13 protein-coding genes and 1 pseudogene are annotated in these 13,907 nt (G+C 39.1%); 8 read left to right on the forward strand and 6 right to left on the reverse strand.

Going from position 1 to position 13,907, the window contains the following annotated elements:
- Positions 1–116: 116 nt before the first annotated feature.
- Positions 117–1,198, reverse strand: a pseudogene (locus L656_RS01000000122260) (benzoate/H(+) symporter BenE family transporter).
- Positions 1,199–1,576: 378 nt separating this feature from the next.
- Between L656_RS01000000122260 and L656_RS0112330 the strand changes: the two are divergent.
- Positions 1,577–2,281: a hypothetical protein gene (locus L656_RS0112330; protein ID WP_024599441.1), complete on the forward strand. Its 705-nt coding sequence runs from the start codon at positions 1,577–1,579 to the stop codon at positions 2,279–2,281.
- Between the two features lie 120 nt (positions 2,282–2,401).
- Positions 2,402–3,145, forward strand: coding sequence for a zinc-dependent metalloprotease family protein (locus L656_RS0112335; RefSeq protein WP_024599442.1), 744 nt, complete (start codon positions 2,402–2,404; stop codon positions 3,143–3,145).
- A 92-nt stretch (positions 3,146–3,237) separates the two neighbouring features.
- On the opposite strand, the gene L656_RS0112340 is transcribed toward L656_RS0112335, so the two are convergent.
- Complete coding sequence (locus L656_RS0112340) at positions 3,238–4,458, reverse strand: alkaline phosphatase family protein (protein ID WP_024599443.1); 1,221 nt, start codon at positions 4,456–4,458, stop codon at positions 3,238–3,240.
- Between the two features lie 162 nt (positions 4,459–4,620).
- On the opposite strand from L656_RS0112340, the gene dgt reads away from it, so the two are divergent.
- Complete coding sequence (gene dgt / locus L656_RS0112345) at positions 4,621–6,087, forward strand: dGTPase (RefSeq protein ID WP_024599444.1); 1,467 nt, start codon at positions 4,621–4,623, stop codon at positions 6,085–6,087.
- Between the two features lie 83 nt (positions 6,088–6,170).
- Entirely contained in the window at positions 6,171–7,856 is a 1,686-nt protein-coding gene (locus L656_RS0112350; RefSeq protein WP_024599445.1) for a hypothetical protein, read from the forward strand.
- Between the two features lie 317 nt (positions 7,857–8,173).
- Here the strand turns inward: L656_RS0112350 and L656_RS0112355 are convergent, their stop codons facing one another.
- The 3 genes from L656_RS0112355 to L656_RS0112365 form a co-directional block, all read right to left on the reverse strand.
- A complete protein-coding gene (locus L656_RS0112355) occupies positions 8,174–9,052 on the reverse strand; it encodes a bile acid:sodium symporter family protein (RefSeq protein ID WP_024599446.1) in 879 nt (292 codons plus the stop codon).
- Positions 9,053–9,142: 90 nt separating this feature from the next.
- Positions 9,143–9,724, reverse strand: a complete 582-nt coding sequence (locus tag L656_RS0112360; RefSeq protein WP_024599447.1) for a uracil-DNA glycosylase family protein — start codon at positions 9,722–9,724, stop codon at positions 9,143–9,145.
- 150 nt (positions 9,725–9,874) lie between these two features.
- The gene (locus L656_RS0112365) at positions 9,875–10,231 is read right to left on the reverse strand and encodes a VOC family protein (RefSeq protein ID WP_024599448.1); all 357 of its coding nucleotides are present in this window, start codon (positions 10,229–10,231) and stop codon (positions 9,875–9,877) included.
- A 220-nt stretch (positions 10,232–10,451) separates the two neighbouring features.
- Here L656_RS0112365 and L656_RS0112370 point away from each other — a divergent pair, with 220 nt between their 5' ends.
- From L656_RS0112370 to L656_RS0112380, 3 genes are read left to right on the forward strand one after another with little or no spacing between them, the layout of a single operon-like run.
- Positions 10,452–10,793 carry a hypothetical protein gene (locus L656_RS0112370; RefSeq protein ID WP_024599449.1) on the forward strand — a complete coding sequence of 114 codons (342 nt, stop codon included), beginning with the start codon at positions 10,452–10,454 and terminating at the stop codon, positions 10,791–10,793.
- Complete coding sequence (locus L656_RS0112375; RefSeq protein WP_024599450.1) at positions 10,790–12,391, forward strand: PepSY-associated TM helix domain-containing protein; 1,602 nt, start codon at positions 10,790–10,792, stop codon at positions 12,389–12,391. Before L656_RS0112370 ends, L656_RS0112375 begins: the two co-directional genes overlap by 4 nt.
- Positions 12,388–12,723 carry a DUF3325 domain-containing protein gene (locus L656_RS0112380; protein ID WP_024599451.1) on the forward strand — a complete coding sequence of 112 codons (336 nt, stop codon included), beginning with the start codon at positions 12,388–12,390 and terminating at the stop codon, positions 12,721–12,723. The genes L656_RS0112375 and L656_RS0112380 overlap by 4 nt, the downstream gene beginning before the upstream one ends.
- A 208-nt stretch (positions 12,724–12,931) precedes the next feature.
- On the opposite strand, the gene L656_RS0112385 is transcribed toward L656_RS0112380, so the two are convergent.
- On the reverse strand, positions 12,932–13,453 hold the full coding sequence (locus L656_RS0112385) for a lipocalin family protein (RefSeq protein WP_024599452.1): 522 nt from the start codon (positions 13,451–13,453) through the stop codon (positions 12,932–12,934).
- A gap of 97 nt (positions 13,454–13,550) precedes the next feature.
- Between L656_RS0112385 and L656_RS0112390 the strand changes: the two genes are divergently transcribed.
- Positions 13,551–13,907, forward strand: a 357-nt coding sequence (locus L656_RS0112390) for a YaiI/YqxD family protein (protein WP_024599453.1), incomplete at its 3' end; no start/stop codon positions are given.

Genomic DNA, 13,907 nt, shown 5'->3' on the forward strand with positions numbered 1-13,907 from the left:
TAAAGGCTGCAATTGCAGCCTTTTTTATAAGCTTAGTTAAACTATTTTAATGATATAAATAAACTATAATTTTGTTTTAAATACTCACCAACGGCTCTTTGTACACAATAAAGCTTTTAGTCTTTCCTGGTGATCATAAGCGTTAACACACCCGCTATAATCCCCCAAAAAGCAGACCCCACTGAGAGCAATGTTAAGTTAGATGCAGTTACTAAAAAAGTGACTATTGCGGCCTCAGTATATTCAGTACTACTAAGAGCTTGCTGCAAACTATTAGCAATGGTGCCAAATAGCGCAATGCCCGCCAAAGCTAAAATCAGCGCCTGGGGTAAACTTGCTACCAAGCCAACTAAAGTAGCCGCGCACAGCGCCATTAAAATATAAAATACNTGGCGGCTAAATTAATAGAGTAGGCTCCAAATGGGGCCGTAAGCATATTTACAAAACCAGTTACATTAAGAGACGCAGATATAGGCGCTTTATATTTGTGCGCCTTTAAAACAGCAATGCCCGGTAAATTTTGCGAGGTCATGGTAACTATGTAAAGTGGTAAACCTATGCTAATGCATGCTTGTAAGTTAAAAACGGGTTCAATATAAGCAAATTCGCTCATTTTCCAGTGCAGTGCGCTGGTATCAATATGACCCATTTGCCAAGCGAGTAATACGCCTATAATAAGCACACTTAACATAGCAAAGCGGGCAAAAAAACGTTTACCAATAAAGTACATAACGACCATTAAGCCAATTACTAAAGGCATGTCGTTCATAAAATTAAAAACATCAATACCAAAAGTAACAAGTACGCCGGCCAACATGGCGCAAGCAAGCTCACTTGGAATACGGTTCATTATTTTTTCAAACCAGCCCGTAACCCCCGACAAAAATACGAGCAATGCACTGAGCATAAACGCGCCAATAGCCTCGTTTAAGTTATACCCTTGGGCACTTGAAATAAGTAATGCAGCTCCCGTGGTAGACCACGCAATTAAAACAGGTACTTTGTAATAGTACGATAAGCCAATTGACGTTATACCCATCACTAAACCGAGCATTAAAATCCAACTAGCCACTAAATCGGGCGTGCCACCAAGGGTTATCACTACCTGATAAATCAATGCAATAGAACTCGAAAAACCAATAATTACAGCCACAAGCCCTGCTGTAGTTCGGTTAAGTAACTGATCAGACACTTTCATAAATCCCTCGTAATGCCATTTATGCAGCACTCAACATACGTGCCCGATAATTACATTGCAATTAGCGATTAGTTTACAAAGGGTGAAAAAAATTCACTTTTTATTTTTCATTGTAATTAACGTCAAAAAGCCACTTTTAACCATTGTATTTAACTAAACAAACAAGTACCCACAAACGCGCCAAAGCCCGCATAAACCCTGCAAAAACCAATACCAAAAAGAGTGAAAAACATACCAAAAATAAATATCCTTATACTTTATAAGGGATTATGGAATTCAGAATTAATTCTTTTCGGTTACATTTATTATCTTGATCTAATCCATTTAATAATATAAAAAGTAACAAATAGTTAACCAAAAACACTAAAAGAGAAACAAATGAAGAGATCTGTCGTCTTACTAATTGCTATACCATTATCGGCATTTGCAGTTTATGGGCTATTTTTTAATGCAGATGAAACGGGCGAACCTATCGCGCCCGTTGCTATAGACTTTGTTCCTATTGATTTACAAAAAACACGCAATACACATCCCCCTGCACCTATTGATATGAGTAAAGATCCAATTACCGTTAAACCCATTGTTGCCCCAGACAACAGTTTACCGTTTGAAGAATTTGATGCCGTAAACCGCCTATCCGACAAAGCCAAGCAAGTGCTCATAAACGCAAAAGTTTTACCTACCGACTTGCATAACGAAGCCTACATTGAGTTTGATTTAAATTCTTTGCAGGCGTTAGAAACTGGCGAAAACTTTGATTTAGCTATTCCGCAAACAGCCGAAACATTCACCGCAGAGGTGACTAATGTGGTTGAGTCTGAAAATGGCGACAAGAGCATATTTGGCAAAATAGTGGGTGTTGATGGCCGCATGCATAATACCGTTTTAACGGTAGGTAAAGATGCCGTATATGGCCAATTTACTGCGCCCTCTGGCAATTATGTATTCGAAAGTAAAGGTAAGTACGGATGGATTGCAGCAAAACGCGATTTATATAAAAGCCACATAGAGCATGAAGTAACCGCACCAAAACCCAAATCAGATAAAAGCATCGATATATTTGCACCAAAAATTGATGGCTAACCAAAAAATATAAAAACAATTAAAGCCGCACTCTAAGGCAGCTTTAGTGTGTCTGCTTTTTATGAGCTCAACCAAGTTAAAAACAAGTTCCAACCACAACAAGAGTAAGGAAATACAATAATGAAAAAAGTAATCACAACAACCGCACTGGCTGCGGCATTATGTGCAGCAAGTGCTGCACAAGCAGAAACCATCGATATCGGTATTTTATATACCGACCAATCAGCTGCTGCAACTAGCAATATTGACACTAAAATAAATCAACTAATTGCTTTTAGTAATCAAGTATATAGCCAAAATGGCGTTGATATAACACTACGCTTAGCTGGCAAACAAAACTTAGGTGACTACGCAGTAACGCCGTCTGAGGATTGGTTAGATTCGGTTACAAATAGCAGCTACGTAGATGGTTTACGCAGCGATTGGAAAGCCGACATGATTGCCGTATTAGGTACTGGCCAAAGTGCTGGCAATGGGCTTATTTCATGTGGTTTAGCATGGGTTGGTCAAGGTACTAATGGCAACCTATACAGCTCTATGAGCAGCCGTATGTACTCAATCACTGCAATTGACTGTGGTGCAACTACATTCGTACACGAACTTGGTCATAACCAAGGTTTAGCGCATTCACGCAAACAAGGTGACACGTCAGGCGGTGTATATGTAGACGGCATGGGTCATGGCGTACAAAATGAGTTTGCAAGTATTATGGCTTACCCGCACGTTTACGGTAGCGCAACTCAGTACGATTACTTCTCTAACCCTGGCTGGAGCGTAAACGGTATTGCATTTGGTATTACAAACCAAGCGCATGCAATTCGCACGGTTACTGCTACAAAAACAAGTATTGCTAACTTTCAATAAGCTGCCCAATAAAAAAGTGGGCTAAAGTAGCCCACTTTAAAGTGTTAACATGTTCTTCCCTGCAGAGCGCTTACGCGCTCTTTTAGATTAAACTAATGCACAACCACTTTTTGCTTAATTGCTGGCATTAACGTTTTTCCATTGCCATCTACTTTGTTTAACAATTTAAGTCCCATCACTTTTGCAAGTACTGGATAAATATCAAGGTTATTTACTTCTTTAAGGCTTACACCTTGTTTAAATGCAGGGCCTACAGCAATAAATGATGCTGCCATATCTTCTGTATATGCATAACCGTGAGTCCCTAAATAGGTTGGTTTTTTACCATTGGTAAATACCGCTGGCGCTGTAGTTTGCACCACAATATCGCCGACGCGAGTGCCTTTATTATAATGGTACGCTGCTAATTGCTCGTCTGTTAATACTATATAACGACCGTTTGACGCATCTCGTAAACGTGCTTTGTAACCTTCAATATCAGCGTTTTTAGCATCAGGCTGAGTATATATAAGTAAACGTGGGCCCGTATTTTTAACTAAAAAGTTTTCATCTTTAGGTAGTGTGGTTACATCAATGCTTTTATCTGGATCTATACTCGTCATACCGTGATCCGAGACAATAACTAAGTTTACCTCTTGCTCTAATTTACTTAAGCGAGTTTGTAATTGCCCCATTAATTCATCAAGCTGTTTAACTGCATCACGCGTTTGTGGTGCGTCTGGCCCAAATTCATGGCCCATGCTATCAACTAGCGAAAAGTAACTCGCAATAAAACGTGGGCGCTGTGCTTTTGGTAAACTTAACCACTGAATAATTTGATCAACACGGCTCTGGTAATCGCTGTATTTAGAATAGTGATAAAAGTAATCTGGTGTCATGCCGTTAAATAGTGCATCTGACTCAGGCCAAAAATAAGTAGCCGATTTAAGTCCCTGCATTTTTGCTAAATTCCAAAGCGGAATACCCTTTACCCATGTGCTATCGCCCAATGCTTTGCCCATGCTGTAACAATCGTTTTTACGCGCTTTATCACAAAAGCTATTATCAACAATGCCATGGTTTACTGGCAGTAAGCCCGTAATAATAGAAATATGATTAGGAAACGTTTTAGTCGGATAAACAGGTATTAGTTTTTGTGCGCGAACACCGCGCTCGGCCATTGCTTTTAAATTTGGCGCGCCGTGTTTTTCAATATAATCCCAACGCAGGCCATCGATTGATACAAGCACCACAGTTTGCTCTTTTGCAGCAAACGCGCTGTTCATTCCTAACATTAGGCAAATTGATACTGCCTTTAAAATCCACTGTTTCATTATAAACACCTATAAATGCACAACAATTACTCAAAAAATTATTTTAAAGCAAGTTGTTACTTTATGATACAAACTGATAGATTAAACCCTGTATATTAAAGACAAATGACTATGTGCTAAAAACTATGCCAGTCATCAATTGTAAAAAGGACAAGTTTAAAGATGACCATAGATTTTAGTAAAAAAATAACGCCAGCACGAATGTACCGCACCACAGCAAACTTACAAATGGCGCTAGAAAGCGATCGTGGTCGAATAATAAATAGCGCCGCTATTCGTCGTTTACAGCAAAAAACACAAGTGTTTCCGCTTGAGCGCAACGCTGCGGTACGATCTCGTCTTACTCATTCGCTTGAAGTTCAACAAGTTGGTCGTTTTATAGTGCAACGTATTTTTGCTAATTTAAGCTACGAGCAACAAAAAAATTACGGCTTAACCGACCTAGAACGCCCTCTAGAAAGCTTAGTAGAAATGGCCTGTCTAATGCACGACATTGGCAACCCACCATTTGGGCATTTTGGCGAAGCGGCTATTAACCACTGGTTTAATAATAACCTAGCAAGCGTAACACCCGAGCGCTGTAAAGAGCCTAACACCGGTATAGGTGTTGTTTTTAAACACCTTGCACTTGATATTTGTAACTTTGAAGGCAACGCTCAAGGCATACGTATAATTCATTCGTTGCAAACGCTTAATTTAACTTACAGCCAGAGTGCTGGTATTTTAAAATACACTCGCCCTGCTGGGCTTGATGTAAAAGACATTCCGCAAAATAAAAACTACTTAATGAAAAAAGTTGGTTACTACTACAGCGAAAAAAACTTTGTTGAGGCACTACAAAAAGAGCTCACTATTGAGCCTTACTGCCGCCATCCCGCAAGTTATATAATGGAAGCCGCTGACGATATTTCTTATTGCCTAGCCGACATAGAAGACGCCGTAGAAAAAGACATAATAAGTACCGAGCTACTGTGCGAAAAACTTAAAAGTAGTTATAAAAAAGTATTAATAAATCTGTTAATCGACGACGCTCAACATCAAAATTTTGTAGACAAAGCCGTAGACTACGCACTAGAGCGTGCACAAGCACAACCGTATAATTTTAATAGTGAATTTTTTATATATTTGCGGGTTGCATTGCTACATCCGCTAGTAAACCACGCCGCAAAACGCTTTATTGAAAACATAGAACCTATTTATCATGGCGACTTTAACCAAGCGCTTTTAGAAGATAGAAGCCACTTGCATGCAGTAACTAAAACACTAAAGCAAGTAGCGCTTGAACATGTATTTTCAAACAAAGAAGTCGAAAAACTAGAGCTGCAAGGTTATCGTATAATTAACGGCTTACTTGACTGTTACAAACCATTACTATTATTAAATAGCGATAACTTTAAACGCGCACTTAATGGCGATTCACGTTTATTAATAGAGTCGCGACTTGTTAAAAAGCTCTCTAAAAAGCACTTAAATAGTTACCAACACGCAATTGATGCGATGCAAGAAGAGCCTGATCATTTTGCGGCATACGAGTTTTATTATCGCTGTAGATTAATCCAAGATTATATAAGCGGTATGACCGACCAATTTGCTTACGATGAATATCGCAGTTTGATGGTCATTGATTAGTTGTACTTAAGTTAACTTGCTCTAGATAATTTTCAATTTTGCGCTTAAAATCAAACTATTAATATTTAAGCGCGCATAACTTTATGATATCAAAACTAATTAGATTTACCCTTTGCTTTGCCTTATTTTATAGTGCGCAAAGTGCTGCATACAACGAAGCTATGTGCATTTTAATTAAACAAGAAATGCAGCAAAATAGTAATAACAAAGCGAGTCAAAAATATCGTAAAGCAGCGCGTGATTACAAAAACAACTGTAATAAGCCAAAAGAAATTCAAGCACAACCCAAGCCACAAATAATAAAGCCTGAGCCAGCTATTATTACTCAGCCACAACCTAAAATTGTTGAATCTGCCCCTGTAATTAAACCTACTGAAGAAGCTGTTAAAGAGAGCATCAACGAGCAAACGCTTAATTTAACTGATGATCAAAAACAACAGATTAACGATCAGCTAAATACCAATAGTAACGAAATAGTAATTGATGCAGAGCCAACAAAAACAGCACCCGAGCAAGTAGTTACAGAGCAAAAAAACGAAGCAGCAATAGAACAAATAAAACCGGCGACACCAGAGCAAAGCGTTATAGCAGCGCCTATAAAGGCTACGCCTGAAAAGCCTAAGTCTGTAAAACCAGCTCCTGTGTTAACTAAACCAACGCCAGTAATTGTGCCGCAACCTGTAGCGCAGAGCCCAAGCTCGTTACTTTTACCCACTTTAATACTTGTTATAGTAATACTTATTGGCGCTATGGTAGTCGTGCGCCTGCGCCGTGCAAAACAAAGTAAAACGATGGCAGAACCGACTATAGCGGCTCCACCTGGAGTTAAATCAGAAAAAATTGCTACGCCAGCGAAACCTGAAACTAAAACAACAAAGCCTGTACAAACAACAAAAGAGCCAGAGATTGAGCCTGTCGTCATCAACGAAGTAACTCAAAATAATAAAGCGGTTGAGAGCAGCGTAGCGAAAAATGAAGAGCCTGTAGAGCCTACTAACACAGCACAAAATGCTGATGTAAAAAATACAACAACGCCGATTTCAGATGGGCAGAACAACGTAGTTACTCCATCGCAAGTAAGCGAAACTGAGCTGGCACAAATGGAGCAAGCAGATACTTTAGAGCAAACAACTACGGCTACGTTTAACGAAGTAAAACAAAAATCTGAGCCTAATACCGCCGAGTTTGAAGCCGCCGCTAAAACAACCTTAGAACGCATTAAAAATGCCAGCAGCTTTAATGAGCCAGAGGTACGCGACTTTGACCCAGATGCAAAGCCAATAAAAAAACAACGTAAGCAATATACAGCGCAAGTAACGGAGCCTGCGCCAATAGAAGCCGAACATAACACTATAGAGCCGGTTATTAATACTCCTGAGCCAGTAACAGCGAGTGAGCCAGTTATAGATTTACACGCGCCAGAGCAAATATTTGACGCTCAATCGACTATGTATACAACTGAGCAAGACTTTAAAGAACCAGAAGTGCGTACATTTAACCCAGATGCACCATTACCTGGTGAAAAGCCTATGCCTAAAAAAGAAGACATAATACCTGAGCAAACCCAAACAACATCACAAGTTGATGAGCCAGTAAGTGAGCCTAAAAAAGCAGACAGTAACAATCCATTTGCTAACTTATCGTTAGACTCAAGCTGGGATCCTGACTCAACTGAAAAGCCAAAAATAGAAGAGAAAAAACGCGCCCCTAAATCGCAAGCATTAATAGATGCAGAAGAACGCGCTAAAAATATGCAAACCAAAGAGTAAATTTACTGTAGCGCCTTACAAAGTGAGGCGCTGTTTTAGTAACCAAATAATTAACTGCTTTTTCACCCCATATTACTTACACTTTTGTTCTATCCTCAAATGCGCTTTAGTGATTAGAAGCTTTGCTCCTCGCGCGAGCAAGCTCAGCGCATAGCGTAAAATTTCAGCTTGAGAGTTTTTAGTAAGCCTACAACTTGTTGACGCGATGGGTGCAGAGCATATATTTAACTGGTGGTATTTTTAGGCTGGAGTTTACGGCTACGTTATCCGTAGCCTTGAATTTAAGTAACTTGGTCAACATGCCCTAATTAAAAGTCCTAGTTAACAGCCCTAGCGGGACGTTTATTTTTAAGCTTTAACCCGCCAATTAATAGCAGTGGCCCTATAAACATAGCAAGGCCATACACGCCACCGGTAACTGCATATTCTGGTTTATTCAAAAAGCTAATAGCAATTAAAATAGCTAACGATGCATTTTGAATTCCAACCTCAATTGAAAGCGTCAGCGAATCAGTTAAATTTAATTTTGAACACTTAGCAATTAGCCAACCAACAACCATTGAACCAATATTAAGCGCTATGCACGCCCAAAATACATCGTTAAATGAGCTAACTAATAAATCGCGCTCTTTTATTACTAATGCGGCAATCATCATAAGCATAAAAAACAACGAGAAGCGTCTAAAAAACGGCTCTGTCTTAATGGCAAAATCACTTTTAAAGTGACGTAACCAAATGCCTATAGCAACTGGCACTAAGGTAATAAAAAATAATCCAAGCGATGTTGTTAAAATAGAAAAGCTAGCATCGTCTGCTGGGGCAAACTGACTCATAGCAAAGCCAATAATAAACGGTGTGGTCACTATACTAATTGCGGTAGAGGCAGCAGTTAAACTTACCGAAAGCGCTAAATTAGCTTTAGCAAGCTGGCTTACTACATTTGACATAGTACCGCCTGGGCAGGCAGCTAATATCATTAAACCAATAGCTATAGGCGTTGGTAGGTTAAGTAAATAACACAGCCCTAATGCTAATAAAGGCATTGCTACAAGTTGGCCCATTAAACCCATAACAATGGCAAGCGGGCTTTTAAATAGACGAGTAAAATCGGTTGTTGTGAGCCCAAGACCCATACCAAACATAATAAGTGCAAGAGCGAGCGGAAGTATTACTTCGGTTAATATAGATGCATTCAAGTTAGACAGCCTCGTTTATTATTGTTATTAATTGCAGTATTAGTTTTTAACTGTAACGCCCCTTTACAATAAATCCTAATGCTAGAGGCGTTACTTATTTAAAATAGTAGCAATGCGTTTATCCAGTTCTGGAAGTACATCTTGTTCAAACCAGGGGTTCTTTTTAAGCCATATATTATTGCGCGGGCTGGGGTGAGGAAGCACTAAATAGTTTGGCCAATACTCACGCCACGATTTTACTAACTCCGTAAGCGGCATTTTTTTAGTCTCTGGTAAATGATACGCCTGCGCGTATTTACCTAATACTATTGTCAGCTCAATATTTGGTAGTGCAGCCAATAATTGCTCGCGCCATGCTGGGGCGCATTCTTTTCTAGGTGGTAAATCACCCGACTTACCCCTACCCGGATAGCAAAAGCCCATAGGTAAAATGGCTATATTATTAGCATCGTAAAATTCATCACGTGTTAGTCCAAGCCATTCTCGCAGGCGATTCCCACTTGCATCGTTAAACGGCACGCCTGTTTCGTGAACTTTTACCCCAGGTGCTTGGCCTGCAATTAAAATACGTGCATTTGGGTTAAATTGTATTACAGGTCGAGCCCCTAAAGGTAAATGAGCCTCACAGATCACGCATTTACTAACTTGGCCTATTAATTGATGACTATTCATGTTTATTTGGCCTTAAATGCTTAATATTTATCCTAAATGGCCATTTAGGATAAATGAGTTGGTAAAAAATCGGTTTATTTTAATTAAAACGAGCGTTAGTTAGTAAAATCGTGATCTTTAAACTCATTCACGCTACAGGCCTTATAAAACCTATTGTTTTTCTGCCCATACGGCAAATTCATTGCCGCTAGGCTCTGCAAAATGAAACCGGCAACCACCCGGAAATTCAAAAATAGGTTTTAATATTGTGCCACCATGGAGTTGTACTTTTTTATACGTGGCGTGAATGTCGTTACTATAAAAAACCAATAGCGCAGCACCGTTTTGAGTAAGCGATTTAAGCGGTGCATTAAAAAAGCCTCCATCAAGCCCTTGGCCACTAAATGCCGTGTATTCTGGGCCGTAGTCAGTAAACTGCCAATTAAATACACAACTAAAAAAAGCTTTAGTTGCGGGTAAATCGCATGCAGGAAACTCAACGTAATTTAGTTTTTCGTGATCGCTCATCGTTATTTCACTCTTTATTTTTACTCAGTTTATTAACCTTAAGCTTTACATACAGCCTGTGCAATATCATTAAACAATAACAGATCAGTATTTTACTAAGTAAGCATAACTTACTTAAAAGTTAAACATCACAAATGAGAATAACTATCTTTTGTATTTGTAACATATATAATAGCGCCTTTGTTTTATCCTCCGCTTTAAATAAAGGGATTAATTAACTATGCAGGCACCTTTGCACAGTGCGCCATTAGATAAGGTTAACGTAATTGCGCTTATAGTAAAAAGCGTAAGCTGTTATCGAGCTTTGGTATTTTTACGTTTTTTTATTGCCATAACTGGTGGCTATGCCTTTACCTCTGCAGGTACTGCGTTATTAAGTTTTGTATTGCCAATAGCTAAGCAAGACGCTGTATTGTTTAGTGTTTCAATCAGCATTTTAATTTATGCCGTAGTATTTATTTATGCCTTTAGCGTTAAATCATTAAAAACAGTGTGGATCAGTATTTTACTAAGTACGGGTGTGTTCATTGGCTTGCTTGGTTTACTGAAGGGTTGGGTATGAAAGACAGTTTTTTCAGATCGATGACTTGGTTACACACTTGGGTAGGGTTACTCGTTTGCTGGTTATTATATTTAATATTTTTTGCAGGAACTCTTAGCTTTTTTAGAGACGAAATAACGTTGTGGAATCAACCAGCCATTCATAATGTGCAGGCCCAAACACAGCGTATAGAAGCGCAAAAACAACAAATAATTACCGGATTTGATTACTTAGCTAACCATGGAGCTAACTCATCAAACTGGCGTATTACATTACCCGAGCCACGCATTCCTTATTTAATTTATGGCTATGCAAAGCCAAAAGAGCCAGGCCAGCGCCGCAGCCAGTTTAAAAACACACAGTTAAACCCTAATACCATGAAAGAGCTTGAGCCCTTTGTAGATACTAAAGGCGGTAACTTTTTTTATCGGTTGCATTATGATTTACATTATATAGATGCGATAACAGCACGCTGGATTGTATGCTTTGCTAGCTTTTTTATGCTGATTGCTATTATATCGGGCGTGGTTATTCATAAGCGTATTTTTAAAGATATGTTTAGCTTTAGGCGTAACAAAGGTAGCCGTACATGGTTAGATGCCCACAATTTAAGCTCTGTGCTTGCCCTGCCTTTTCATTTAATGATTACTTACACAGGCATGATTACGCTCATATTTATGTTGTTTCCCTACCCTGCGCAAACGTCTTACGATAACGGCATGCGTGGCTTTTTTAACGATGTAACCCCTCGCAACACCATGACCGACAAAGCCAAAGGCGAATCACCAATGGTGCCGATTCAACGTATTTTAGATCAGGTTTATACTAAGTGGCCTCATGCAGATATTACTCGCGTACAAGTTAACCAACCAAATATGGCAGCTTCAACAATTACCGTATTGGTAAGCGCAGGTAAAACACTACGTGACCAAGCACCACGCTTAATATTTAGTGGTGCTACAGGGCAAATGGTCGCTAAAACTGATGACGAGCTAACTAGCAGCAAAGCGCTTTACGAATCGCTTAATTCAATGCATACAGGGCGTTTAGCTACGTGGTTGTTACGCTGGTTATATGTATTAGGCGGTATTGCAGGCTGTGTAATGATTGGCTCTGGCTGTATCATGTGGGCTAAACGAATTCGCGAGCGAACTAAAAACAACGTTAAACCTTCGTTTGGTTTAAAACTAGTTGAAGGGTTAAACCTAGCCACTATTATGGGGCTTCCACTGGCAACGAGTGCATTTTTTATCGCCAACAGACTACTTAGCCCAACGGTCGCAGAGCGCGCCGATAAAGAAGTACTCGCGTTCTTTTTAACATGGCTGGCCGTGGCTGTTATTGCCCTTTTAAAACGAGATAGGCTGCAATGGCGAGTTATGGCAGCTATAAATGCTGCTGCATGTTTTAGCGTACCGGTTATTAATGCACTTACAACTAACGACAATATAGTTAGCTATTTGATGCACAAACAGTGGGCATTATTTACTTTTGATGCACTATTTTTACTGTTTAGTATATTGTTTTTTATACAAACCGAAAAATTACGTACTGCTAAAAACAACTCAAAAATAATCACCCCTAGCCAATCTAATAATCTTAAAAGACAAAAATCATGATTGATTTACTAGGTTTTAGCCTATGTTTGCTCAGTTTTAACTGTTTTGCGCTCGCTAAGTTTAATCACTTTAAAGACGTATTTAACAAACGTCCTACAGAATCCCAACGTAAAAAGCTGTTGCTAGCTGCTTGGATCAGTATTTTACTAAGCTTAGTACTTTGTATAGTTACTCAAGGTGGATATGGAGCATTACTATTTTGTGGATTTACGAGCCTAAGTGTCTTAATTATAATGGTTTTTTATAATTTTTTGGTAGGCTACGTAAAATGGTTTAATGTTTTAAATGGCATGTTAGTTGTACTAAGTGGGCTGTTTTTAACGTTAAACTAGCCTTAGTTAGTAAAAACGTGATCCGTTACTTTCTCATAGATTAGGCAAAAAAATGGCAAGCTATATAGCTTGCCAACAATAGGGGATATTCAGTGTTTCCAATACTTGCTGTCTCACGGCAAGTGCACACAATATAGCCATAATATATGTAAGTTACTTTACAGTTAGGTGACTCTTTTATTACTACTGTAAAGGGGCTTTACATTGTTTATTGCTCAACCCAAATAATCTGATCGGTAGCAAAGCCCAACTCTTTAGCTTTAGTTAAAAAGTGATCTTTAAGCTCTTTACTAACCGTTGGTGTACGCGACAAAAACCACAAGTAATCTTTGTTGTAACTGGTTATAAATGCATATTGGTAATCGGGTTGGTCAAGTTCAAAAATCACGTAAGCACCATAAAATGGACCAAAAAACGAGACTTTAAAATGCCCTGTGTCGGTGCCCTCAACAAACTTGGCCAAGCCTTCGGCGTCATCCCATTTTTTATCATCCGTTAAATACCCTTTGTTAAGGACCTTTACCGTGCCATCGTCGTTAATTGAATACGTAGCGGTAACTTGCTCCATACCTTCTTCGAATGAGTGATTAAGACGCGCTATTTCAAACCATTTGCCTTTATATTTTTGTATATCAAAGTTTTTAACGGGTGTTATTCCCTCAGGAGGGCTGGTGCAAGCACTAAGAAAAAATAACCCTGTAATAAGTAAACCGTATTTAATAGCCTTCATGTAAGCTCCTTTTCGATTATGTAATTTATGCTATTTCATAAGAATAAAATTTGCTATAGGATCATATTAATTCTAAAGCAATAAAAATGACCATAGCATGAAAATTTGGGTAGATGCAGACGCGTGTCCTGTTGTTATAAAAGAAATACTTTTTAGAGCGGCAGAGCGTATGAAAATCGAGACTATTTTAGTGGCCAATCACGCAATGCGTATTCCGTCGTCAAAATATATAAGCCGCGTTCAAGTATCGTCAGGGTTTGATGTAGCCGACGACGAAATAGTAAAACGTATTGAAAAAGGTGATTTAGTTATTACGGGCGATATTCCGCTAGCAAGTGAAGTAATTGATAATGGCGGGCAAGCACTCAACCCGCGTGGCGAGCTTTATACCACCGAGAATATCCGCTCAATACTTAACGTGCGCGACTTTATGGATACCATGCGCTCAAGTGGC

Source organism: Pseudoalteromonas sp. TAE56 (assembly GCF_000497955.1).
Classification (GTDB): Bacteria; Pseudomonadota; Gammaproteobacteria; order Enterobacterales; family Alteromonadaceae; genus Pseudoalteromonas.

Excerpts from the sequence above, each read along its gene's own strand:
- L656_RS0112330 (WP_024599441.1), top strand. The coding sequence starts at position 1,577 with ATGAAGAGATCTGTCGTCTTACTAATTGCTATACCATTATCGGCATTT.
- L656_RS0112335 (WP_024599442.1), top strand. The coding sequence starts at position 2,402 with ATGAAAAAAGTAATCACAACAACCGCACTGGCTGCGGCATTATGTGCA.
- L656_RS0112340 (WP_024599443.1), bottom strand. The coding sequence starts at position 4,458 with ATGAAACAGTGGATTTTAAAGGCAGTATCAATTTGCCTAATGTTAGGA.
- dgt (WP_024599444.1), top strand. The coding sequence starts at position 4,621 with ATGACCATAGATTTTAGTAAAAAAATAACGCCAGCACGAATGTACCGC.
- L656_RS0112350 (WP_024599445.1), top strand. The coding sequence starts at position 6,171 with ATGATATCAAAACTAATTAGATTTACCCTTTGCTTTGCCTTATTTTAT.
- L656_RS0112360 (WP_024599447.1), bottom strand. The coding sequence starts at position 9,724 with ATGAATAGTCATCAATTAATAGGCCAAGTTAGTAAATGCGTGATCTGT.
- L656_RS0112365 (WP_024599448.1), bottom strand. The coding sequence starts at position 10,231 with ATGAGCGATCACGAAAAACTAAATTACGTTGAGTTTCCTGCATGCGAT.
- L656_RS0112370 (WP_024599449.1), top strand. The coding sequence starts at position 10,452 with ATGCAGGCACCTTTGCACAGTGCGCCATTAGATAAGGTTAACGTAATT.
- L656_RS0112375 (WP_024599450.1), top strand. The coding sequence starts at position 10,790 with ATGAAAGACAGTTTTTTCAGATCGATGACTTGGTTACACACTTGGGTA.
- L656_RS0112380 (WP_024599451.1), top strand. The coding sequence starts at position 12,388 with ATGATTGATTTACTAGGTTTTAGCCTATGTTTGCTCAGTTTTAACTGT.
- L656_RS0112385 (WP_024599452.1), bottom strand. The coding sequence starts at position 13,453 with ATGAAGGCTATTAAATACGGTTTACTTATTACAGGGTTATTTTTTCTT.